The organism is Paenibacillus sp. 2TAB26 (assembly GCF_052115145.1).
In the GTDB taxonomy this organism is placed as follows: Bacteria; Bacillota; Bacilli; order Paenibacillales; family Paenibacillaceae; genus Pristimantibacillus.
The window spans coordinates 62,782-83,963 of sequence record NZ_JBFRGC010000019.1 but is presented as its reverse complement, the minus strand read 5'-3'; the positions used below and the strand labels follow the sequence as shown (position 1 = coordinate 83,963).

Annotated in this window: 24 protein-coding genes; 7 read left to right on the top strand and 17 right to left on the bottom strand. The window is 39.9% G+C overall.

What is annotated here, in order from left to right:
- Positions 1 to 85 precede the first annotated feature (85 nt).
- Positions 86 to 991: a cation diffusion facilitator family transporter gene (locus AB4Z50_RS21650; protein ID WP_441882203.1), complete on the bottom strand. Its 906-nt coding sequence runs from the start codon at positions 989 to 991 to the stop codon at positions 86 to 88.
- A gap of 366 nt (positions 992 to 1,357) precedes the next feature.
- Here AB4Z50_RS21650 and AB4Z50_RS21645 point away from each other — a divergent pair, with 366 nt between their 5' ends.
- Both AB4Z50_RS21645 and AB4Z50_RS21640 read left to right on the top strand, forming a co-directional pair.
- Positions 1,358 to 1,606 (top strand): hypothetical protein, encoded by a 249-nt coding sequence (locus tag AB4Z50_RS21645; RefSeq protein WP_441882007.1) that lies wholly within the window; start codon positions 1,358 to 1,360, stop codon positions 1,604 to 1,606.
- 369 nt (positions 1,607 to 1,975) lie between these two features.
- A complete protein-coding gene (locus AB4Z50_RS21640; protein ID WP_441882004.1) occupies positions 1,976 to 2,773 on the top strand; it encodes a polysaccharide deacetylase family protein in 798 nt (265 codons plus the stop codon).
- A gap of 49 nt (positions 2,774 to 2,822) precedes the next feature.
- Here the strand turns inward: AB4Z50_RS21640 and csaA are convergent, their stop codons facing one another.
- Positions 2,823 to 3,152 (bottom strand): chaperone CsaA, encoded by a 330-nt coding sequence (csaA, locus tag AB4Z50_RS21635; RefSeq protein ID WP_441882001.1) that lies wholly within the window; start codon positions 3,150 to 3,152, stop codon positions 2,823 to 2,825.
- A 320-nt stretch (positions 3,153 to 3,472) separates the two neighbouring features.
- Here csaA and AB4Z50_RS21630 point away from each other — a divergent pair, with 320 nt between their 5' ends.
- Positions 3,473 to 4,390, top strand: coding sequence for an aldo/keto reductase (locus AB4Z50_RS21630; RefSeq protein ID WP_430061836.1), 918 nt, complete (start codon positions 3,473 to 3,475; stop codon positions 4,388 to 4,390).
- An 82-nt stretch (positions 4,391 to 4,472) separates the two neighbouring features.
- On the opposite strand, the gene AB4Z50_RS21625 is transcribed toward AB4Z50_RS21630, so the two are convergent.
- From AB4Z50_RS21625 to AB4Z50_RS21600, 6 genes are all read right to left on the bottom strand, one after another.
- A complete protein-coding gene (locus tag AB4Z50_RS21625) occupies positions 4,473 to 4,727 on the bottom strand; it encodes a hypothetical protein (protein ID WP_441881998.1) in 255 nt (84 codons plus the stop codon).
- 119 nt (positions 4,728 to 4,846) lie between these two features.
- The gene (locus AB4Z50_RS21620) at positions 4,847 to 5,992 is read right to left on the bottom strand and encodes a Ger(x)C family spore germination protein (protein ID WP_441881995.1); all 1,146 of its coding nucleotides are present in this window, start codon (positions 5,990 to 5,992) and stop codon (positions 4,847 to 4,849) included.
- 2 nt (positions 5,993 to 5,994) lie between these two features.
- On the bottom strand, positions 5,995 to 7,467 hold the full coding sequence (locus tag AB4Z50_RS21615) for a spore germination protein (RefSeq protein ID WP_441881992.1): 1,473 nt from the start codon (positions 7,465 to 7,467) through the stop codon (positions 5,995 to 5,997).
- Positions 7,464 to 8,561, bottom strand: a complete 1,098-nt coding sequence (locus tag AB4Z50_RS21610) for a GerAB/ArcD/ProY family transporter (protein ID WP_076270145.1) — start codon at positions 8,559 to 8,561, stop codon at positions 7,464 to 7,466. Before AB4Z50_RS21610 ends, AB4Z50_RS21615 begins: the two co-directional genes overlap by 4 nt.
- A 226-nt stretch (positions 8,562 to 8,787) precedes the next feature.
- Positions 8,788 to 9,360 (bottom strand): histidine phosphatase family protein, encoded by a 573-nt coding sequence (locus tag AB4Z50_RS21605; protein WP_441881988.1) that lies wholly within the window; start codon positions 9,358 to 9,360, stop codon positions 8,788 to 8,790.
- A 243-nt stretch (positions 9,361 to 9,603) separates the two neighbouring features.
- A complete protein-coding gene (locus AB4Z50_RS21600; RefSeq protein ID WP_441881985.1) occupies positions 9,604 to 9,942 on the bottom strand; it encodes a cupin domain-containing protein in 339 nt (112 codons plus the stop codon).
- Between the two features lie 238 nt (positions 9,943 to 10,180).
- Between AB4Z50_RS21600 and AB4Z50_RS21595 the strand changes: the two genes are divergently transcribed.
- A complete protein-coding gene (locus AB4Z50_RS21595) occupies positions 10,181 to 11,380 on the top strand; it encodes a serine hydrolase domain-containing protein (protein WP_441881982.1) in 1,200 nt (399 codons plus the stop codon).
- 81 nt (positions 11,381 to 11,461) lie between these two features.
- Here AB4Z50_RS21595 and AB4Z50_RS21590 read toward each other — a convergent pair whose 3' ends face one another.
- Positions 11,462 to 12,007 carry a GrpB family protein gene (locus AB4Z50_RS21590; protein WP_441881979.1) on the bottom strand — a complete coding sequence of 182 codons (546 nt, stop codon included), beginning with the start codon at positions 12,005 to 12,007 and terminating at the stop codon, positions 11,462 to 11,464.
- Positions 12,008 to 12,068: 61 nt separating this feature from the next.
- The gene (locus AB4Z50_RS21585; protein ID WP_441881976.1) at positions 12,069 to 12,833 is read right to left on the bottom strand and encodes an HAD-IIB family hydrolase; all 765 of its coding nucleotides are present in this window, start codon (positions 12,831 to 12,833) and stop codon (positions 12,069 to 12,071) included.
- 213 nt (positions 12,834 to 13,046) lie between these two features.
- Here AB4Z50_RS21585 and msrA point away from each other — a divergent pair, with 213 nt between their 5' ends.
- Entirely contained in the window at positions 13,047 to 13,562 is a 516-nt protein-coding gene (msrA, locus tag AB4Z50_RS21580) for a peptide-methionine (S)-S-oxide reductase MsrA (protein WP_339209569.1), read from the top strand.
- Positions 13,563 to 13,612: 50 nt separating this feature from the next.
- Here the strand turns inward: msrA and AB4Z50_RS21575 are convergent, their stop codons facing one another.
- Genes AB4Z50_RS21575 through AB4Z50_RS21565 form a run of 3 tightly spaced genes read right to left on the bottom strand, consistent with a single transcriptional unit; the run spans position 13,613 to position 15,220 of the window.
- Positions 13,613 to 13,813 (bottom strand): DUF4177 domain-containing protein, encoded by a 201-nt coding sequence (locus AB4Z50_RS21575; protein ID WP_076270151.1) that lies wholly within the window; start codon positions 13,811 to 13,813, stop codon positions 13,613 to 13,615.
- Between the two features lie 34 nt (positions 13,814 to 13,847).
- Positions 13,848 to 14,387: a histidine phosphatase family protein gene (locus AB4Z50_RS21570; protein ID WP_441881973.1), complete on the bottom strand. Its 540-nt coding sequence runs from the start codon at positions 14,385 to 14,387 to the stop codon at positions 13,848 to 13,850.
- Complete coding sequence (locus AB4Z50_RS21565) at positions 14,384 to 15,220, bottom strand: AraC family transcriptional regulator (protein WP_076270153.1); 837 nt, start codon at positions 15,218 to 15,220, stop codon at positions 14,384 to 14,386. The genes AB4Z50_RS21570 and AB4Z50_RS21565 overlap by 4 nt, the downstream gene beginning before the upstream one ends.
- Before the next feature lie 141 nt (positions 15,221 to 15,361).
- Here AB4Z50_RS21565 and AB4Z50_RS21560 point away from each other — a divergent pair, with 141 nt between their 5' ends.
- Positions 15,362 to 17,287, top strand: coding sequence for a glutaminase domain-containing protein (locus AB4Z50_RS21560; protein WP_441881970.1), 1,926 nt, complete (start codon positions 15,362 to 15,364; stop codon positions 17,285 to 17,287).
- A 156-nt stretch (positions 17,288 to 17,443) separates the two neighbouring features.
- On the opposite strand, the gene AB4Z50_RS21555 is transcribed toward AB4Z50_RS21560, so the two are convergent.
- The 4 genes from AB4Z50_RS21555 to AB4Z50_RS21540 all read right to left on the bottom strand — a co-directional run bounded on the left by AB4Z50_RS21555 (position 17,444) and on the right by AB4Z50_RS21540 (position 20,121).
- Positions 17,444 to 18,151 (bottom strand): aspartate/glutamate racemase family protein, encoded by a 708-nt coding sequence (locus AB4Z50_RS21555; protein ID WP_441881967.1) that lies wholly within the window; start codon positions 18,149 to 18,151, stop codon positions 17,444 to 17,446.
- Between the two features lie 43 nt (positions 18,152 to 18,194).
- Entirely contained in the window at positions 18,195 to 18,578 is a 384-nt protein-coding gene (locus AB4Z50_RS21550; protein ID WP_441881964.1) for a nuclear transport factor 2 family protein, read from the bottom strand.
- 35 nt (positions 18,579 to 18,613) lie between these two features.
- Positions 18,614 to 19,141, bottom strand: a complete 528-nt coding sequence (locus AB4Z50_RS21545) for a GNAT family N-acetyltransferase (RefSeq protein ID WP_441881961.1) — start codon at positions 19,139 to 19,141, stop codon at positions 18,614 to 18,616.
- 101 nt (positions 19,142 to 19,242) lie between these two features.
- Positions 19,243 to 20,121 (bottom strand): LysR family transcriptional regulator, encoded by an 879-nt coding sequence (locus AB4Z50_RS21540; RefSeq protein WP_339208447.1) that lies wholly within the window; start codon positions 20,119 to 20,121, stop codon positions 19,243 to 19,245.
- 148 nt (positions 20,122 to 20,269) lie between these two features.
- On the opposite strand from AB4Z50_RS21540, the gene AB4Z50_RS21535 reads away from it, so the two are divergent.
- Positions 20,270 to 21,148 (top strand): DMT family transporter, encoded by an 879-nt coding sequence (locus tag AB4Z50_RS21535; protein WP_441881958.1) that lies wholly within the window; start codon positions 20,270 to 20,272, stop codon positions 21,146 to 21,148.
- Positions 21,149 to 21,182 lie beyond the last annotated feature (34 nt).

Genomic DNA, 21,182 nt, shown 5'->3' with positions numbered 1-21,182 from the left:
CTATCATTCTTAACCTGTTGAAAAACAAACAAAAAACGGATGCCACAGCACCCGTTTTTCCGCATTTGTATCGGCTTAACTACCTTTACTCTTTCTGAGTGTTTTCCATATACCATGGATTTAAATGAACAAGAACCTCTTCCACCATCGGGTTTTGCGACTGAATCACACGTTTAATTTCTCTACTAATGTCATGGCCTTCTTGTACGCTTAATTCAGCCGGAATGCCTACTCTTACATCTACAATAATGTAATGTCCGTGCTCTCTACCCCGTATTCGGTCAATTCGCTTTACTTCAGGTATCGACTTAACGAGCTCTGAAATTTGTTCCATGCTCACTTCATCAATATTTTTCTCCATTAATACGTCAACAGAGGTTTTTCCCATTTGAATAGCCAGCTTTAGGACAAAATAAGCAACAATGATTCCTGCGAAGGGATCTCCATATTTTAGAAAATGAATATTGTAATGTTCACCTAACATGGCTAGAGCAATACCAATAACTGCTGCCAGTGATGCGTATACATCCGCTAAATGGTCATATGCAGTGGCGATTAAGCCGCTGCTATTCGTGTTTTTGCCAATTCGCATAGTGTAAACATAAAGCCACTGTTTCCATACGAGTGAAATGGCTGCTGCAATGAGGACAAGCAGTGTTGCTTTATGTGGCGGTTCCATCATTGCCATTACGGAGTGATAGCCCATATAGAGCGCAGCAAGGACAAGTACAACCGCTACAATCCCTGCTCCGATAACCTCAGCTTTTCCGTGTCCATACGGATGATCCTCATCCGGCGGTCGCTTTGATATCATCATTGAGACTAATGCTGCTGCAGTTGCAAATACATCTCCTGCGTTATGAACGCCATCTGCAATAAGCACTTGGCTGCCAAACAGCAAACCAACAGTAAGTTTCATGACGGTCAATACAATGTTGCTAATTAAGCTGTTCCAAATCGCGAAAGTTGATTGCTTGTTTGTTGCATCCATTTGAGTAGTCAATCCTTGAGCACTTCCTATCTTCTATAGCCTTAAAGGTACCGTGTCATTATACAAAACGAAATTCATGTGGGTCTAGAGAAACAGTCTTGCCCCGTGTAAGAAATCTTCCCAGACACCAATAGAGTTTGAATAAACTAATTTTGTTGCTCATGCGCAAAACCAGAAAAATCCAATAGAATGAGAGCTTTTATACCACATCGCATAATAAAAACAGATTTTAGACTAAAAAAAGGCTCCTGTAACTCTACAAATAGCCAATACCTATCTACTCGTTCATTCATAGAATAGTCAGTAAGAACCCTCTACAGTCAAGCTGCTTTAAATAGTGATGAAAGAAAGGGATGCTGAGCTATTATGGGATGCGAATTGGGACGTGTCATCATTGAAAGAAACGAAGGCACGATTATTTTTGGGAATGTTGGCAGAATAAACATCAATATAACCAATATAGCCGGAAAAGGAAGCAGCAGTGATTCTAGCAGCAGCGATAGTGACAGCGGCAGCGATAATAGCGATTCTGGTCAGAATTCAACCGATTCCTCTGATTTAAGATCAATATCAGTTAATTTAAGTAGAAAATTTCTAAAAAAGAAACGTAAATAGATTTAATAACAGCCATTTGGTTATCAAAGCAGGTCAATCAATAAAGGGGACAACGGATGATGAGACTTATATTAAATAGTCTCAGAGTGCCGCTGTCCCCTTAAAAAATTCATCTGCTTCATCACTGATGGCCAAAGTCTGTCCATCATTCTTCTTACATAGTGTTACCAATTAACAAATCAATAATCAGTAGCTGATGTCGATTTTTGCGAGATTTTACAACATAGAAACAAGTTAGCCATAGTGCTGACACTTTTATTTTTTATACTGACTAAACAGACATCCCAAAGTTATATGCCACAGTACAAAAAGAAAGGACAAAAGAACCATCGTAATCAAAACATCTTACACAAAACGAGGAATTAGATCATGCGAAAACTTGCCCTTTGTATTATTTTAATCATTGTTACTCAATTATCAGCATGCAGCAGCAGTCCAAATCCTATCCAAGCAACTGTAAATGACACAGATGAACAACTAGAAACAAATTTAATTACTGTAAAGCAGCCTTCCGAAATCGATGATGACAAAAATAATAAAACGATATATTTAACCTTTGATGATGGCCCCTCTTCAGCTACCAATGAAATATTGGACACGTTAAAGCTATTTCACGTGAAAGCGACATTTTTTATGTTGGAACCAAAAATGCGACAATCTCCAGAAATCGTTAAACGAATTGTAGAAGAAGGACATGCCGTAGCTTTGCATGGTGTCACACACAATAAAAATCGATTTTACCGTTCGGAACAATCTGCGCTGGATGAAATGAATCAAGCTCAAAAAACACTTGAGAAAATTACAGGCATCTCATCGGTTCTAATTCGTACGCCTTACGGCAGTGTACCTTATTTAACGGATTCATTCAGGAAGGTTTTAAGTGACAACGGGTATAAATTGTGGGATTGGAACGTGGACAGCAGCGACTGGTCTATTTCAAGCAAAGATTATATTAAAACGACAATTTCTCAGATACAAAAATTAGAGAAATATGATGTGACCCCTATCGTGCTCATGCATGACCTACCAGAAACAGCAAAGCATTTAACTAAACTTCTTACCAGCTTAACAAACGATGGTTATGTACCAAAAAAAATCGAAGCTGACATGGAGCCCTATAACTTTAATTGCTACGATCGCTGTCGACGTGTGAACGTGGAAAGCTAAATAGGTTGCCGATTATATCGGCAACCTGTTCTTTTTTTGATGAACTTCCTCACGCAATTGGCGTCCCATTCGGAACGGGTTGATCAGGCTTTAAAAGAACTACATCACCCTCCGATGGGACTCCACCAATGACAAGCACCTCGGATTTAAAGCCCGCAATACGTCTAACAGGAAAATTCATTACTGCGGCAACTTGACGGCCAATAAGCTGTTCTGGTTCATACCGTTCTGTGATCTGTGCCGATGAATGTTTGACACCAAAATCCCCAAAGTCGATTTCTAATTTTATTGCAGGTTTTCGAGCTTCTGGAAAAGGTTCTGCATGAATAACCGTACCAATACGAATATCTAATTTCATGAAATCCTCAATTGTCACCATATTTGCTGCCCCCAATTAATAAAAAGTCGTGATTAAATACCTTCCAAGTTGAAACTATTTTTCCAGAATACCGAATTCACGTTTGTATGTAAATACCAGACTGCATGGATAGAGATGCCGTGCTCACGACCAGCGGACACATATATCATTTTATCCTTTTTGTAAACATTGAAATACGGCGGCCTTTTGTGAGACAATCATAAGGCACAATTGTTTTAGGAAGGCGTTTACATAGTTTGTGCAGCAACAAATAGAACACTCTTCTAGTTGCGATGAATCCATTAAACAAAGCTAACCAATCTCGAAGGAGGACTTAAATCATGAGGACGATGAAGCTTGGAAGCAGTACACTAGAGGTGCCGGTGATTGCAGTCGGTTGCATGCGTATTAATTCGCTGGACAAGACCGGTGCCGAACGTTTTGTTCAGACGGCGCTAGATAAAGGTGCGAATTTCTTTGACCATGCTGATATTTATGGCGGTGGAACTTGTGAGGAAATATTCGCAGATGCTATTCATATGAACGATGAAGTTCGCGAGAAGATTATTTTACAATCAAAATGCGGCATTCGTCCTGGCATGTTCGATTTCTCCAAAGAACATATTTTAGAATCGGTAGATGCAATTTTGAAGCGACTGAGAACGGATTACTTGGACATTCTGCTTTTGCACCGTCCAGATACATTAGTCGAGCCGGAAGAAGTAGCTGAAGCTTTTGATCGCCTTGAAAGCTCTGGTAAAGTACGCCATTTTGGCGTATCCAATCAAACACCAATGCAAATTCAACTTCTGAAGAAATCGGTGAAGCAGCCTCTAGTCGCTAACCAGTTGCAACTAAGCATTACGAACGCGACTATGATTTCGAGCGGATTTAACGTAAATATGGAAAATGATGCTGCTGTGCACCGTGATGGCAGTATCCTCGATTATTGCAGACTGAACGATATTACGATTCAGCCTTGGTCTCCCTTCCAATATGGATTTTTTGAAGGCGTATTCCTTGGGAACGATAAGTTCCCGGAATTGAATAAACAAATCGATGAAATTGCTGAAAAATACAATGTTAGCAATACAACAATTGCTATTGCATGGCTTTTGCGCCACCCTGCGCATATGCAACCGGTTATCGGTACAATGAATCTTGACCGCCTGAACGATTGCTGCAATGCGAGCGAAGTTCATTTGACACGCGAAGAATGGTATGCCATTTATCGTGCTGCCGGAAACATTCTTCCTTAACAGAAGCATAGGGTGAGATATTCCGTCTTGCTACTATAAAACAAGGAAACCTCAAGCCGCTATGGACTTGAGGTTTCTTTATTTAAATCAAAGCTATAGCAAGAAGCGTAAACAATGACAAAGTCAGTAGACCTGCCCCAAAACCATAACCATAACCATATCCATTACCGTACCCATTACCATAATATGCTGATGTTCTTACCTTGTCCGATGTCCGTAAATATATATTATTTCTATCAACATTTACGATAACGCCTTCGTGGCAACGGCCATCACGAGTCCGAACACGCACTCTACAGTTCATATTATTTCTGCCGAAACGATACATTTCCTCCATTAAAGCTCACCTCCCACTATCATGCTCCTTTTAATCTATGATTAGTAGAGGCTTCATGATTGTGCTCTTGTTACAAGAGTTGCGAGGAATCTTGCTTAGAGTCCAAATGACTGCTTCAATTAATTTTTTGTCCCCTTATATTTCCCCGTATTCATTAGATTGACATTTACTTGAATGTTCTTGATAGAATCATTTTTCAAGAAAAAATCATCGGTGCTGGACAAGCGCCGAAACTCCGCGGGTGATGACTGATAAAGCGATTGTCTGAGATGAAACGGATCGATTTGGGACTTTAACGCTTTACTATAGGTGTTCATGATTTCCTTGCGGATGGCATCAGCAGCACATTCCTTCAAATGGTTAATGGTTACGTCTTGCATTAGCTCAATGACAATGCCCTTTGCCTCAACTTCAAGATTATAGCGAGTTTCTCCCTTTTCCGTTTCGGGTCTAATTTTCATTCTAGGAGATGAAAATTCAATAACGGCAGCCGGTGAGCCGTGGGCATTAACTTGAAGCGGTATACGTTTCAGTCCCTCTTCCGCCCATCTAATCCCTAGCAGATCCCGTCCTGACATCCATCCTATCATCTTGTTTTTCTTGAAAAAATAACCACCTGATAGGCTGAACATCGGCTTTGGTTGTTCGTCTTCCGACCAATCTTTAGAATCAAGGTCAAGTGATGGAATCATTGCCGGCTCTCCAGGTTCATTTAAATCCRCAATAACGCGATTTACAGTAACAGGAAGGATTACGGAAACGATTGAATGCATTTGACTAGCCGTAAACATGATCGTTTCCAGTGGGGATAAATTCAAAATCGATTTCTGAATAAATATTTCTGGCAAGCTCCTCTTTGTTCCATAGATCAGAATATTGTACCTTACTTCCCTGTAACGATTAATCGCGCTAAACACATCAGTGACACCCTTCTTGAGCACCGCTTCTGTCATAACAACAGCTTTAACATGACCCCAAAACACCTGCAGCTGGGATGTTCTGCTAATGTCAGTTAATGCTAATGCCATGGTTTTCCCTTCCCCTTTGCCTACCCATACGGGGACAGCTTTACCAAGACTAACTTGTTCACTATGCGAGATATTTGAGAAATTGAGTATTTGTGTGTAGGCAATCCATTTCCCGTCCTTAAAGTCGACGCCAATAGCCGTCGCATATGCCATATTTTGAATTTCCGGCATACTCGTGCAACCGCTTAGAATCATAATACTGCACAGAAGCACGCTTATTGCCCGGAAAATATACATGTCTAATCCTCCTTCTTCTTATCGGGATCTTTCGTTTGCAGCGCGGTAGGTCGTTTGTTGATTTTATCCCACGGCAATCTCAAGAAAGAAATAAGCAGCTCCCTGACGGATAGCGGAGATAAAGGCGCCAAATAGCTTACGCCAAATGATTTTATAGTACCCATGTAACCAATGAGCAGTACCATACCTAAGATCACGCCATACATGCCGAGAATTGCGGATAGTGTAAAAAAGAACAGCCTCAAAATACTAACCTGCGTGCTTAACGTCTGATTCACTAGAGTTACCCCCGAAACGGCGGTAATCGCACCAACTACAACAACTGACGGCGAAACCAAACCCGCTCGAATGGCTGCATCTCCAATGATCAACCCCCCAATTGACGTCAGTGTCTGACCGATTGCGTTAGGAAGCCTTACTCCCGCTTCCCTAAATATTTCTAGCAGCATGAGCAGCAAAAACATTTCCATATGCGAAGAAAGCGGCAGCCCCAGCCTAGTCACGGAAATGGTAGCCATCATTTGAAATGGAATTTGGTCTTGATGAAACGACACTAACGCAACCCAAATGGCTGGCAAAAAGATAGACAGGAATAAGCTGATTCCTCTTATTATTCTTGAGAATGAAACATACGCATAGTTGAAATGGGCATCCTCTGGAGATTTTAAAATAAGTGATAGACCCGCTGGCGCAATTAACACCATCGGCAGCCCATCGATAATGAGTACTACACGGCCCGAAAGCAAGCTTTGGACGGCATAATCGGGTCTTCCGGTAAAATCCATAATCGGCAATAGCTTGAATTTGAAATCAGACAACAATTCCTCTAGCTGGCTAATGCTGATTAAACCGTCAATATCAATCTTGTCCAATCGCGTGCGTAAATCCTCCAAAATCTTAGGATTAATGATGTCAAAAAAGTAAAGAATCCCTATCCGCGTCTTTGTTCTTCGTCCTATTGTCAAATTATCTACATGGAGAGAAGGGCTTCGAAGCCGTTTACGGATTAAGGCAATATTTACAGTAATATCTTCAACGAACCCATCCCTTGGTCCCTTAACCGAAATTTCTGTACTGGATTCGTATGGCTGTCTTGTTGGCTTATCTGCTATGCTTACAAAAGCCACTTTATTATCTTCAGTGAATATGAGCAGCAGATCCCCTTGAAATATAGCCTCCGATAGCGCGTCCTCGGTCGCTTCTGTAAATTCCGTAATCGACAACACATTCGACAACCGCACAATTGGATCCTTGAATGAGCCCTGTTCTTTAAAGAGTCGATTAAGCTCTGGTAAAATAAACTTACCAATGTCGGCTGAATGGCTCAGTCCTTCTGCAAAAGCAATCACGACTTCAACGCTTTCTTGTTCTCCAAAGTGGCAAGCTTGGATTTTGACATCTGATGAACCCTCAAAGAGAGCCCTTAAGCTTTCCTCATTCCAGATCTCTGAATTTGACTGTGCTTGTCCATTCATGTTTTTCCCTCCTTTGAGGCAGATCCTAAGAACAGGGCGGCAATCATCCATAAAAATGAAAAGGACAACAATACCGCCAGCGAGATTGGCATGTAATAACGATCCATCCATAAATAAAAGGTATATTCGTTTACTCGAAACAGTGACAGAAGGATATAACTCACCATAATGATAGCTATTGCCCAGTGTCTACTGCGTGCTTGACGAAGAGAAAGCAATTCAACGAATAAATACACCGATAAGCTTATGCGAACAATCGCGCCAGACAGCCATTGAAAGATGGATAAAAAGTCTAGATGCTCAACAAATTGCCCAATTTTCACGAGCCTCCACTGCTCGTAAGGCGAAGTCATTTGATGGGATGCTTCTATGGGACCAAACTCTGTAATCGCACCAACGATAGGTCCCAGTGAAATGACGATGGAAAATACGCCATATAAAAGCAGCTGCCAAGCTCGAACTTTCGTCTTCAAATGATGCTGCAGCACGATAAGCGCCATCAACTCCACAAAACCTGCACCGGAATAAACCATCCCGTTCCATACCGGGCTCCATCCATGCTCAAGTACAGGCTTTAATAACGAAAAATCTTTCATTGGAGAATTAAATGAACCGACAAAAATGCCTAACAAAGCAACAAGCGGAAGCAACACGCCTGCAACGATCGCGATGACCTTTAATCCCCACATAGACATGGCTGTACAAAATAATACCAGTGAGACAACGAGCAGCATCTTAGGAGTAGAGGGCAAATAATTTGTAACATGCCATGTAGCCGTATGGATGACGGTCATACCGCCAATGAGATACATCTGAATGCAAACGGGAAGGATAAGAAGCCAAGAAACAAAAGGGGAACTCCTGCGGGATAGCCACTTTTTCCACTCTTGCTGACCTGATCGGTTCATTATCCAGACCAATAGCAAAATCCAAATAAGAAAAAACACACCTGTCATCAGTACAGTAATCCACGAATCACGTTTGGACGCAGACAAAATCATCGGATTTACAATAACGTGGCTGGCAAGGCCATTCATTAATGAAAACATCATAAATATTTGCACAAAGCTGATTTTATTACCCGAACCGCTCAAATGAAATCACATCCATATCTATACAATCCGTAAATCCTCACTCTATTTTGGTACTAATTTCAATTTAATATTCCAAAAGAAGCAAGTTGCACAGATTCAATTCAAATCATGTCTTGGATCAGCCTAATAAAAAATGGCAGCCTTGGACGATAAAACACGTCATAGGCTGCCATTCATATGTAAGGATAGGTAAACAAAAACATTTTCTTGCTAACGTATCCGTTAGCTAAATAAAAAAATCCTCATTCCATAATCTTATTACCTCTTTTAGTTCTAAATTTTCAAAACTTAATTTATAAATATCCGGTTTCTTTAATTGATTTAAAAAATCCAAACCATAACTTGAATCAAAATAATTGATCATCAAAGTCATTACAAGACCATGTGTTCCAATCGCTATTTTTTTCCCAGAGTGTTCTYTTAATATGTTTTTTATCACTGCTATCGATCTATTCTGGCAATCAGAATTAGACTCCCCACCCGGTAAAAAATAATCAAAATCATAAAATTTATCTCTAATAACGGACATTAAATTTTCAATAATTTCTCCAGCAAAATGTCTTTCCCTGAGATCTTCAAATGTTTCGATTTCCAATCCCAAGTTTTGTGCCAATCCCTCAATACTCAAGATTGCTCGGTTATATGGGCTAGATATAATAATATCTATTCCTTCTTCTTTAAGAATTTCTGTAACTTTTTCAACATCGCTCTTGCCCTTTGTGGTGAGTCCTCTTGTTCTTTCAGTTCCTTCATCGTATGGTGATTCAGCATGCCTAACCATATAGACGATGGTGTTCATATAATCCTCCTTGAATTATTAATCTATTATATTACAGTGATTTCACATAACGTGATATTCAAAGTTCGTGAATATTCCGTCTCAAAAAGCATTCGCGAAGTCATTTAGCTATCCGGCCCGTTAATTAAGTGGCCATCCTCAGTCTAATACTCTATTTTTCTAGTCTACAACTTTATTTTCCAGTCTAACACTTTATTTTCTACTTACATGGGATTCTAGTTGATTACTTTCAAGATAGTCACTTCATATTACGTACCTGTCACCTCTACTATTCGGTTGGGATATAACCAAAAATTCAATTTCTTCATTGGATTTATTAAACATTTGATGAGGGATATGAGGTGGAACCTCGATTCCTTCATGTTGATTTAAAATAACCTCTTGATCACCTATTTCTATAGCAGCTGTTCCTGATAAGACAAAGAAAAATTGTTTTGCATCTTGATGATAATGCTTTACTTCCGCAGTATTTGCAGGCATTTTCTCATGAATGACACTTAATTCCTGATTCTTAACTAAATGCCACCCATCACAGTTGTCTCCCCAAATATAATGTTCAGCCGATTGTTTTCTTATTTTCATATCAATTGCTCCTAACCACTAATGTTTTTGTTGAAAAATGCGGCATGAAATGTGTCCATCATTTCAAGTTGAATTATTATACAAGCAAAAGAATAATAATTCAAACCTCCAGTACGAACTAGTCTAAAGTCGAGGCAACAAACTCGACTGCGGTGCGAATTGATTTTTTACTATATCTGGTAAAGTTAAGAAATGTTATAAATAGTCGGCCTGAGAAACGGCGGAAGGTGGCGTCATGATGGAGAAGAAAAGGAAGAAGGGTCGGGTTTGGAAAATCATTGGACTTATTTTGGGAGCACTTATAATTGCTTTCGCAACGATTACTTTCATTCAGGTTGATTTCTCTAACCCTAAGGATCTTGAGAAATTCGTCCAGGTCAAAATGAAGAAATCAGGCATGACAGGTGTATCCATCGCAATAATCAAAGACAATCAAATTGATCGCATTATTAATTACGGAGACGCCGATAAAGAAAAAGATATACCGATCACAAATGACACGGTATTTCAGATTGCTTCCGTTTCCAAAACAGTGACTGCCACGGCCATCATGCAGCTTGTTGAGAAAGGAACCATTCAGCTGGATGATGACATAAATACGTTTTTGCCGATAAGTATTGTTCATCCTAAATTCCCAGACACTCCCATTACATTCCGCATGCTGTTAAACCATACTTCAGGAATCGATAACAATTGGAAGCTGTACGACAGCCTCTACACTTCGAACAGCGGTGGTGGCGACTCAACGGTTACACTCGCGCAGTTCATGAAGGATTTTCTCGTTCCGGGAGAAAAATGGTACGACGAAGAAAAAAACTTTACGAAAAATAAGCCTGGTTCGGCGTTCAACTACAGCAATGTCGGATATGGTTTACTCGGCTATTTAGTCGAAGAGATTACCAAAACACCTTTTCCGGAATATACGCAGCAGCATATCTTTGAACCGGTGGGCATGAATCATACCAAATGGCTGCATAAAGATTTATTAAGCAATGACGTACTTGCCGTGCAATATGATGCAAAACATAAACCGCTAATGCCCTATTCATTCCCGACTTATCCAGACGGTACGCTGAAGACAACGACTACCGAATTTGCTAAGTTCTATCTTGCCATCATGAACGGCGGGAAGGCCGAGAACGGAACCATCCTATCGCAGGCCACACTTGATGAGATGTTCAAACCGCAGTCGGATAATGGCAATCAGGCACTCGGATGGAGCTATTCAGCGCTGGATAGTCTTTACTTGAAAGGTGTCAGCAAGGGCAAGGTTATCGGACACAACGGCTCTGATCCCGGAGTGCTCACGATAACGATGTTTAATCCAGACAACAAATCGGGTTTGATCCTCTTTTTTAACCATGAGCTGAACTTAAGTTTAAAATCGCTGAATCTTCATTCCATGGTCAAGCGCCTGGTTAAAGAATCGGGTATGTAACAACATAAAATTCTATAAATGTAGAAAAGGAGCAGCTGCCTATGCATGCTGCTCCTCCCTTCTTAATAAGAAGTTACTCCTTCACATATCTGAAGCCGATGGTTTCCAACCCGCTTCTTGCGACCAAATATGTGCTTTCTGAATGATATCCCACACGATTGGCCCTTTGCCTTCTACATACTTGGAACGTTCATCCTTATAAAGCTCAAACAATCGATGTTTCTCCCGGGCATATCTTAAACAGTCCTCAGGGTTCGCACGCAAATAATCTCTAAACAATAAAGTTAATTGTTCTGAAAAACTACCTGACTGCCGTACATGAATATGCGTTCTTCGACTGCCCGGTATTTCTCGAAAATACTTTTTCGTTTTATCTGCGTTTTCTTCTCGATATATGAAGCCTATTTTCTCCATCTCACTCTTATGGTTTATGATCGTTTCAAAATCAATAACGGATAATTGAATATCAATAATTGGCTTCGCATCTAAACCAGCAATCGAAGTTGAGCCAACATGGTCAATACGAACGACCAAATCTCCCAAAGCATTTCTTATTTTTAGAGCGATATCATTAAATCGATTTTTCCATTCTGGATCATGTTTTGCAATTATCCATTGTTCCTCCATAATGAGCTCCTTATGTTGCTTTTCTCTAATAAAAACTTATCACTCAAAAGCATTTATGAATTCAATGGATTTGCTTGCCAGCAAGCTCCTTCAGTTTCTCTTCGATCTGTTCTTCGCAATTGCCCGCGAGCGGAATCACTTCCGATGCATAAGGAGCCAGCTCATCATGATGGCCAATCATAACCGCATACTTCGCGTTTTGAAACATCGAAATGTCGTTGGCATCGTTCCCAAATGCAATAAATTGTTTGGCTTCTACCCCTAATTTTTGCAGGGCACTCCATTTATGAATATTAGTTGGACTAATATCAATGACACCTTCATTACGATGCCTGTGAATAACAACTTCTAGGCTTGCAAGCTTTTGCTCCAAAACTTCCATATCATTCGCGGTAAGGATTAGTATTTTTACGATGGTCTCCAGCGACTCTACTGCAACAAGCTTAGCAAGCTTGGAGGCATCAACATTTTTTAATATCGGATGCTCTAAAGAACCGGTGTAGGCATAATCCCAATGGCTATCAATCAAATATGTCGCTTGATGCGCTTCAATATGCTTCAGCATGTTAAGGCGTAAATCTTCATTAAAAGTTTCTATAGCGATCATGCTGCCATCCTTAGAAATAAGAGAACCATTTCCTCCTATAAGAGAAAAGTTGTGAAAACGTTGATGAAGAACAGGAAGCATATCTCGAATGGGACGAGCGGAAGCAAAAATAACTTCATGCCCTGCTTGAGTTAATTCCTCCAAACCACTTAAAATCTTTTCTGAAACAGGCTGTCCTTTAAAGCAGATGGTTCCATCTAAATCAAAAACAAAAATCATAAGTAATCCCCTACTTCCAAATGAATGTCATGTACTATTTGATTATAAATAGATATAATTAGATTCAATTAGTTTACTGCAAAAGCTTTGGAATTTCTAGACAATGTCTCTTATGAAGCCACCAAAGCAATAGACTGATTAAATGATCAAGCTTATAATAAGTGTTCATACTAACGCTTTATTAATTAGTTAAGGAAATGGGGAGAGCAAATGATACAAAAAGCAACGTTTGCCGGGGGCTGTTTCTGGTGTATGGTAAGTCCTTTTGAAGAACAGCCCGGCATACATGGCATTCTGTCCGGCTATATGGGCGGAACGCTAGAGAACCCTACTTATGAGCAAGTATTGACTGGTGAAACCGGTCATTTGGAAGTCGTACAAATCACTTATGATTCGGACATCTTCCCATATGAAAAATTGCTTGAGCTTTATTGGCCGCAAATTGACCCTACAGATGCTGTAGGACAAGGCAATGACCGCAAGAGCCAATACCGTGCTGCCATCTTTTATCACACAGAAGAACAGCGCCAGCTTGCTCAATTATCCAAGGAAGAGCTTGGGAAGAGCGGCCGTTTTGACAAGCCGATTGTAATAGAGATTCAAGAAGCGGAAGTATTCTATCCAGCGGAAGAGTATCACCAGAACTATCACCGTAAAAATCCAAAGTTCTATAAGGAATCAAGAGTATATTCTGGCCGTGATGCTATTATCGAGAAATACTGGAAGTAGAAAATAACTTTGTTTAATAAAAGATAGAAAAAAATAGGGACGCGACACTTTTACGTGTTTGCGTCCCTATTTGATATTAAACGTTCGAAAATAATTTCATACGCCGTTGGTTTTCCATGACCATTATAATGTGTCGGTAAAACCTGCACTAATCTCCATCCTTCTTTTGCATATTCATCGATCGTTTCCCGATGTTTTGCCTCGGAGAAAAACCCGCCCAATGACGTTTCAACATACATATATTCGTACAATCCTATCGCCTCCTTGTACTATTAATAATCTAGCTCAGCCATTCCAAATTCGCTGTATCATCGGTAATTCACCTTCAAACTGCAAATGATAGACATCAGGATTAGACAAGGCTGCCCATTCTTCAAAACCGAATTTAGTATCATAATGCTTAAGCAGCAAGGACATCAAGTTTCCGTGGGTAACGATAACCACATTGCTAAACCCACTATTTCTCACATCGGTTATTACCGCTAAGGCACGATTCATCGCAGAAGTACTGGATTCGCCACCTTCATAACACATCTCCAAATCTATAAAAGTATGACGAAGCATTTCAAGCCAGTTAACATTGCTTTCGCCACATAAAACCCGTTCTGACAAGCGGTCATCCACATGACAGTTTACCTGAATTTTTTCAGCTAATGGAGTAATAGATTGAATGGCCCTTAGGAACGGACTCGAAATGATATGTTCGATATGTTTGCCATGCAGAAATTCAGCTATCCGCTCAGCTTGCAGATAACCTTCTTCAGTAAGCTTAGCACTTGGCGATTGCCCTTCTGCCTTGCAGTGTCTGACTACGTAGATGTTCAAGAGTACCCCTCCGCATCTATAAATTGATTAGTTCTGTTTTTTCTATATTCCGAAGGAGTAATGCCTGCAATGGCTTTAAATGATGAAGAGAAATAATGCTGGTCGGCAAAATTCAGCTTTGTTGATATCTCGTTGATGTTTAGATTCGTGTTAAGCAAATATTGCTTGGCGAGCTCTATTTTGCGATTGCGAAAATATGTATACGGCGTTATACCATAACATTCTCGGAATAATTTAATAATGTAGTTTTTCGAATAACCAAGCTGCAATGAAACATCGTTAATATCGATAGCATTCTCGATGTTTAAATCCAAACATTGTTTAATGCGCTCAGGAATAGAGAGCACTTTATTTTCCAAATGGTTTTTTAAATGCAATATGATTTTTAACACAATAACTGAAATCTCATCTGTAATATCAGAGTAGTTTTTTTGCTTGGCAGATGCAATATTAATAATTTCATTCATATAAGAAAGAATGTTGCAATCTTTCACAATATAGGTGTCTGCTGGCAAGTAATGCTTAAATAAACTTTCTGCAAAATCCCCATTAAAAACGACCCATATTTTAACCCACGGATTTTCTTCGCTGGAATAATACTTATGATAACTATTTTTAGTTAAGAGATATACATCATTTTTTTGGGGATACAGCGTTTGGGATTCTATCTCGAGCACACCGCTTCCATCCATAATATACTCGAATGAAAATAAATTTTCACCTTTTCTCTCGATGATATAATTCTTGTCGCAATAAGAAATTCCTGCCATTACGATGTTCAATGGAAGTTTAGGATCTAGCAGATGCCAAAAGCTATAAACAGTTTCTTTCATTGTGATATTCCTCACATCTATTGTGATAACTTCTATTATCAGACCGTAATTTGTATGATAAATTGTATATTACAGCAACAGATAACATTATTCAATCGTTTTGCATTTCATTCATTTTCATCTAACTTAGGAGGAATTACTATGATTATGCGAGCTCCAGCTGTCCCACTTATAACTGTAGATCCTTATTTTTCTGTTTGGTCTATGGCTAACGAACTGAACGAAGCTGATACCAAACATTGGACGGGCCAACCTCATAAATTAGTCGGTACCGCTGTGGTTAACGGAAAAGAATATTGTTTTATGGGCGGCAATGATAATGGTATAAAAATGAAACAAACAGGTGTAGATATTAATGCATTATCCAGCAAATATCGTTTTACATCTGATGAAATCCATTTACTCGTTACGTTTACTACCCCTCTTTTAATGGATGATTTAAAGCTTATGTCTAGACCCGTGTCTTATATTCATGTACAAGCCGAATCTAACAATGGCGAAGCACATGATGTGACTGTAAAAATAAATGTCGATGATGAGTTATGTCAAAACTTTAAATATGAATTCCCAGTCGATTACAAAGATATTAGCGAGCCAGGTTTTACATGCGGCAAGATTGGAAGCAAATTTCAAAATGTTTTAAATAAAGCTGGTGATGATCTTAGAATTAACTGGGGTTATTTATACCTCGCTTCTAATCATGAAAAGGCTTCTGTCATCGATGTAGCCAATACACATGAATATGGTACGGTAAGCCATAACATTGAGCTGTCTATCCCTGTAAATACAGGCGAAAACGCAAATGCGCTTTTTGCTGTTGCATATGATGATATCAAAGCGATTGAATATTTTAATGAGCCGCTTAATGCTTATTGGAAAAAAGACGGTGAAACCATCGAAGATGCCTTGAAGCAGGCTCTATCTGAGTACGGCAACCTATTTGAAAAGTGTGAACAGTTCTCATCCACTCTATTTGCAGAAGCTGCACAATCAGGCAACGAGAAGTACGCGGAACTAGTATCCTTAGCCTACAGACAAGCAATTGCAGGTCATAAGGTTTGTGCGGATACCGATGGAAACGTTCTCTTTATATCCAAAGAAAATTTCAGCAATGGCTGTGCTGCTACGGTAGACGTTACGTATCCATCCATACCGCAATTTTTGATTTACAACCCAGAGCTCGTTAAAGGGATGCTGCGCCCTATTTTTAAATATGCTGCTACTGATATTTGGTATTATGATTTTGCACCACACGATGCGGGAACCTATCCACTCGTTAACGGCCAAGTCTATAGTCACGGCACATGCCCTACTTGGCAAATGCCGGTTGAAGAATGTGGAAATATGCTGATTTGCACAGCTGCTGTTGCCGTCACGGAGAATGATGTATCTTTTGCCAAAGAGAACTGGGACCATCTTGAGAAATGGTGCAATTATTTAATCAACAATGGTGTAGATCCTGACAATCAGCTGTGTACGGATGATTTTGCAGGGCATCTCGCGCATAACTGTAACTTATCGATTAAGGCTATTATGGGTATCGCAAGCTTTGCGATTCTAAACCGTATGGCTGGAGACGAGAAAAAGTCAGAGGAATTAATGAATGTTGCAAAAGGAATGATTGATAACTGGCTCGTCATGGCTGCTAATGAAGACGGAACCTATCGTTTAGCATTTGACCGTCCTGATTCCTTCAGCATGAAATACAATGCGGTATGGGATCAATTATTCGGTCTCGAATTGTTCCCTAAAGATACATTTAAAGCTGAGACTAAAGCCTATTTGGAGAAACATTCAGGTGAGTTTGGCCTCATGCTTGATAATCGTGACACTTACACCAAATCGGATTGGATCGTTTGGAGTGCGACGCTCTGTGACAATAAGGAAGATTTCAATTCCATTGTAGACCGCCTCTGGCATGCATATGATAAAACAGAGAGCCGCGTTCCAATGAGCGATTGGTATTCAACAAGCACTGCAAAGATGGTAGGCTTCCAAAACCGTACCGTGCAAGGCGGCTTATTTATTAAAATGCTTATGGATAAAGAGATTTGTAAAATCAAGTAGATCGTATAATTAAAGGCGACCCTTAGCGGTCGCCTTTCCCATTTCATCCATTTGCATTAATTTAATATCTGCTTGTTTATATGATGTTCCATATGCACTAGATAGTCGTGAAAAAGCCATACCAATGTCATAAGTTGATGATATCAACTTTGAACGTTAGCGAGAAACTTCCTCACTTAAAGCAAAGTCAACTGCACACTCCGCATGAATTCTTGCTGTATCATATAAAGGAACACTGCAATTTTCTTGCGATACGAGGAGTGTTATTTCTGTACACCCAAGAATAATAGCTTCTGCTCCCTGCTCACTAAGACGATTAATGATCTTTAAATATGATTGTCTGGATTGTTCGTTTATAATTCCAAGGCAAAGCTCTTCATAGACAATGTCATGTATAATCTTTCGTTCTGACTCATTAGGAATAATGACATCAAGCCCAAACTTTTCACTTAGTCTTCCCTTGTAAAATTGCTGTTCCATTGTAAAAGCCGTACCAAGCAAAGCAACCTTCTTTATTCCATCTTTAATTATTTCATTTGCTGTTGCATCTGCGATATGAAGCAGTGGGATGGATACCGCATCCTCTACTTCTTTGGCCATTTTGTGCATCGTATTCGTACATATAATAATGAACTCTGCTCCGGCTAATTCTAGTTTTTGTGCACAATCAATCATGATCGCAGTTGCTTCGTCCCACTTCCCCTGTTCCTGGAGAGTCTTGATTTCTTCGAAATCTACTGAATACATGATACTTTTTGCAGAATGAAGTTTCCCTAACTTTTCTTTTACCTTTTGATTAATGGTTTGGTAATAGAGCACAGATGACTCCCAGCTCATCCCGCCTATCAGACCCATTGTCTTCACGGTGAAGCACCTCCAATGAATGTTATTCTGTTAGCAATTATCTTCAACTGTAATCTTCTATCATAAAAATTTTTCCGTCTACCAGCCCAAATATTGATTTTCCTTTTAACTGTATTTTGTCTCCTGCGCCTAATCCGTTAGGCAAATCAACAGCAAGTGTTCCTTCATAATCAATCTGCACTTCTACTTTGTCCTCTACAGCATGATAGCTCATGATTGTCTGACAGCGGCTAGAGAACATCTTTGAGGATTTTTCCGCCAGTTGTACAAATTCTTGTATACCTCTGGTTTCTGTGTTAATTTCGCCATTGGAAACATTCCTGAACATAATATCGTTATGTAAAAACTTAACCATTCCCGCTACATCTAATGAATTATAAGCAGCAACATAATTATTAATGATTGCTTTATCCTCTTCACTAACCATGATCATTGTCACCTCACCTTTTGAAAGTGGTTCTTCTAGACATATTCATTTTCTAAAATGGAATATTGATAGGAATCATGCCATTTTTCGTTATGGCGCATATGCTCCCTAATATGTCCTTCATATTTCATCCCTATTTTTTGCAGCACTTTAGCCGATCCAATGTTATCCGGGCGACAGGTTGCATATATTCGATGAAGATTGAGCTCACGGAATCCGAATTCAAGCAAGGCGGCCGCAGCCTCTGATGCGAAGCCACTTCCCCAATAGTTATGATTAAAGCAATAACCAAGCTCTCCTTGTGAAGGCTTGATGATGTGGATTCCACAACCACCGATCAACTGATTGTTCTCTTTCATGACCACTGCGAGTTCATAACCAAGTCGAGGCAGTTGCTTTTGCATATCGGCTATCATATTCATATAGCTTTGTGTATCCTCTTTCGAGTTTGGTCCCCATAACATGTACTTCACTACGATCGGATTCGATGCATACACATGTATATCTTCGAAATCATTGGTCACAAAATCTCTTAAAATTAACCGTTCCGTCTCAATGATCACAATCAGCAACCCCCTCGGTTATTTAATTTTTAGTATATTTTACTATGAAATTCCTTTAAACTCTACTATCTTCCTGTTCTTTCGTTCGATCAGCCTGATTCTTATTGCTCCCAATTCTCCAACCATTGCTGGACATAATTTACGAATCGCCTTGCGGAAGGTGATGCATTTTTCATGGATTGAACGGCAATTCCGAGTGAACGGTAGCTGCGCTCCTCTAGTTCCATCACGCACACCTTATGGTCGCGCCCTTGAAGAACAAGCTCAGGGAGGATACTGACGCCAAGCCCATTCTCCACCATGGCAATAATCGCAAAATCATCCCCTAACGAAAACTTAATATTGGGTTTAATCGATGCGTGATCTAGAACCCGCCTGACATCATAATCAGAACCTTCGCTCGAAATGATGAACGGTTCATTTTCGAGTTTGGCTAATGGCAAATAGGACAGCTCACTTAGAGGATGATCCAGCGGTAAAATAGCCAGCATTCGGTCCTTCTTTAGAGGAATAACCTCAAATGTGCCGCGAGTTGGAATAGATATGAAACCACAGTCAATTTGACCTTCTTCAATCCAGCTTTCTATTTCCTGATAGTCGCCCTCCATCAGCTTAATCTCAATGGTCGGATACTCTTTCTGAAACTGCTTAATCATGCCAGGAAGCCAATGAACCGATACGCTGGTAAAGGTGCCTATACGGATTGTACCTGCCTCCAAACCATGAATCGATGACACTACCTGCTTCAATTGTTCGTTCCAGTTTAATATTTCACGAATTGGCTTTAGCATCTGCTCTCCATTTGCCGTTAATTTTATCCCCGACCGTCCTCGGAGCAGGAGAGCAAAACCCAATTCTATTTCCAAGCTTTTAATCATATGACTTACGCCCGATTGCGTGAATCCTAGCAGATCAGCAGCTTTTGTCAGACTCCCTTGTTCAACTACTTTCATGAAAACTTCGTATTTATTAATACTCATCGATAGCCCGCCTTTAACATGAGGTTTACTAATGTATATCATAACAAACATTCAATATACTTGTTAATCCTTCCTTAGTATACTGTGTTAGTACTTGGTATCCACCCGGTTCGATTACTAACACTTGCTAAACAAAGGATGGTACAGATTGAAGCCGCTGAAAGCCGATTTTCTTATTTTAATGATCACATTATGTTGGGGTTCATCCTATATTTTTATGAAGCTGGGGCTGAATTCGATTGAAGAATTTAATTTGATTGCTCTCCGCTGTGGGTTTGCGTTCCTTTTATCGGCCGCCCTCTTCCACAAAAGCTTGCGTCATACCGACCTGAAGACGTTAAAATATGCTGCATTGCTTGGATTATTATTATTTGGTGTATTTACAGGCATTATGTTTGGTCTAAAAACGACCACAACTTCTAACGCCGGATTTTTAATTAGCTTAACCGTTATATTTGTCCCTTTAATTTATGTCACCGTGTTCAAGAAAAAACTTAAGCTTAGCCTCGTCATTGGGGTTTGCCTTGCTATTATAGGTATTGGACTTCTTACATTAAACAGCGAGCTGAGAATATATCCGGGAGATTTCTTATGTATGATGGGGGCCCTATTGTATGCCATACATATTCTGATTACCGATTCTGCGGCGAAAACAACGAATACGTTGAACTTAGGCATTTTACAATTGGGATTCGCAGGTGCTTATGGTTTGTTCTTCTCTTTTCTATTCGAAACGCCCAAACTTCCTCATACATCAGAAGGATGGGTAGCCGTACTCGTATTAAGTATCGTGTGCAGTGCATTTGGCTATGTGGTTCAGCCTTTGGCTCAGAAATATACGACTCCTATCCGAACCGGGCTTATTTTTTCGCTCGAACCGCTGTTTGCAGCTTTGTTCGGGTTTGTGTTCATCAATGAAATTTTGCCATTCAAAGGTTATATCGGCGCAGCGCTTGTATTACTCGGTGTTCTCGTATCCGGATGGCACGGTAGCAATAAGAAACAGAAGCAGTTAGCAGTTTCATGAGAAAAAGGCAGCCAATTACCCTTGGCTGCCTTTT

Excerpts from the sequence above, each read along its gene's own strand:
- AB4Z50_RS21550 (WP_441881964.1), bottom strand. The coding sequence starts at position 18,578 with ATGGTTAGTGAAGAGGATAAAGCAATCATTAATAATTATGTTGCTGCT.
- AB4Z50_RS21565 (WP_076270153.1), bottom strand. The coding sequence starts at position 15,220 with ATGAAAGAAACTGTTTATAGCTTTTGGCATCTGCTAGATCCTAAACTT.
- AB4Z50_RS21590 (WP_441881979.1), bottom strand. The coding sequence starts at position 12,007 with ATGGAGGAACAATGGATAATTGCAAAACATGATCCAGAATGGAAAAAT.
- AB4Z50_RS21600 (WP_441881985.1), bottom strand. The coding sequence starts at position 9,942 with ATGAAAATAAGAAAACAATCGGCTGAACATTATATTTGGGGAGACAAC.
- csaA (WP_441882001.1), bottom strand. The coding sequence starts at position 3,152 with ATGGTGACAATTGAGGATTTCATGAAATTAGATATTCGTATTGGTACG.
- AB4Z50_RS21625 (WP_441881998.1), bottom strand. The coding sequence starts at position 4,727 with ATGGAGGAAATGTATCGTTTCGGCAGAAATAATATGAACTGTAGAGTG.
- AB4Z50_RS21645 (WP_441882007.1), top strand. The coding sequence starts at position 1,358 with ATGGGATGCGAATTGGGACGTGTCATCATTGAAAGAAACGAAGGCACG.
- AB4Z50_RS21595 (WP_441881982.1), top strand. The coding sequence starts at position 10,181 with ATGGAGAAGAAAAGGAAGAAGGGTCGGGTTTGGAAAATCATTGGACTT.
- AB4Z50_RS21650 (WP_441882203.1), bottom strand. The coding sequence starts at position 991 with ATGGATGCAACAAACAAGCAATCAACTTTCGCGATTTGGAACAGCTTA.
- AB4Z50_RS21585 (WP_441881976.1), bottom strand. The coding sequence starts at position 12,833 with ATGATTTTTGTTTTTGATTTAGATGGAACCATCTGCTTTAAAGGACAG.
- AB4Z50_RS21560 (WP_441881970.1), top strand. The coding sequence starts at position 15,362 with ATGATTATGCGAGCTCCAGCTGTCCCACTTATAACTGTAGATCCTTAT.
- AB4Z50_RS21540 (WP_339208447.1), bottom strand. The coding sequence starts at position 20,121 with ATGAGTATTAATAAATACGAAGTTTTCATGAAAGTAGTTGAACAAGGG.
- AB4Z50_RS21630 (WP_430061836.1), top strand. The coding sequence starts at position 3,473 with ATGAGGACGATGAAGCTTGGAAGCAGTACACTAGAGGTGCCGGTGATT.
- AB4Z50_RS21615 (WP_441881992.1), bottom strand. The coding sequence starts at position 7,467 with ATGAATGGACAAGCACAGTCAAATTCAGAGATCTGGAATGAGGAAAGC.
- AB4Z50_RS21640 (WP_441882004.1), top strand. The coding sequence starts at position 1,976 with ATGCGAAAACTTGCCCTTTGTATTATTTTAATCATTGTTACTCAATTA.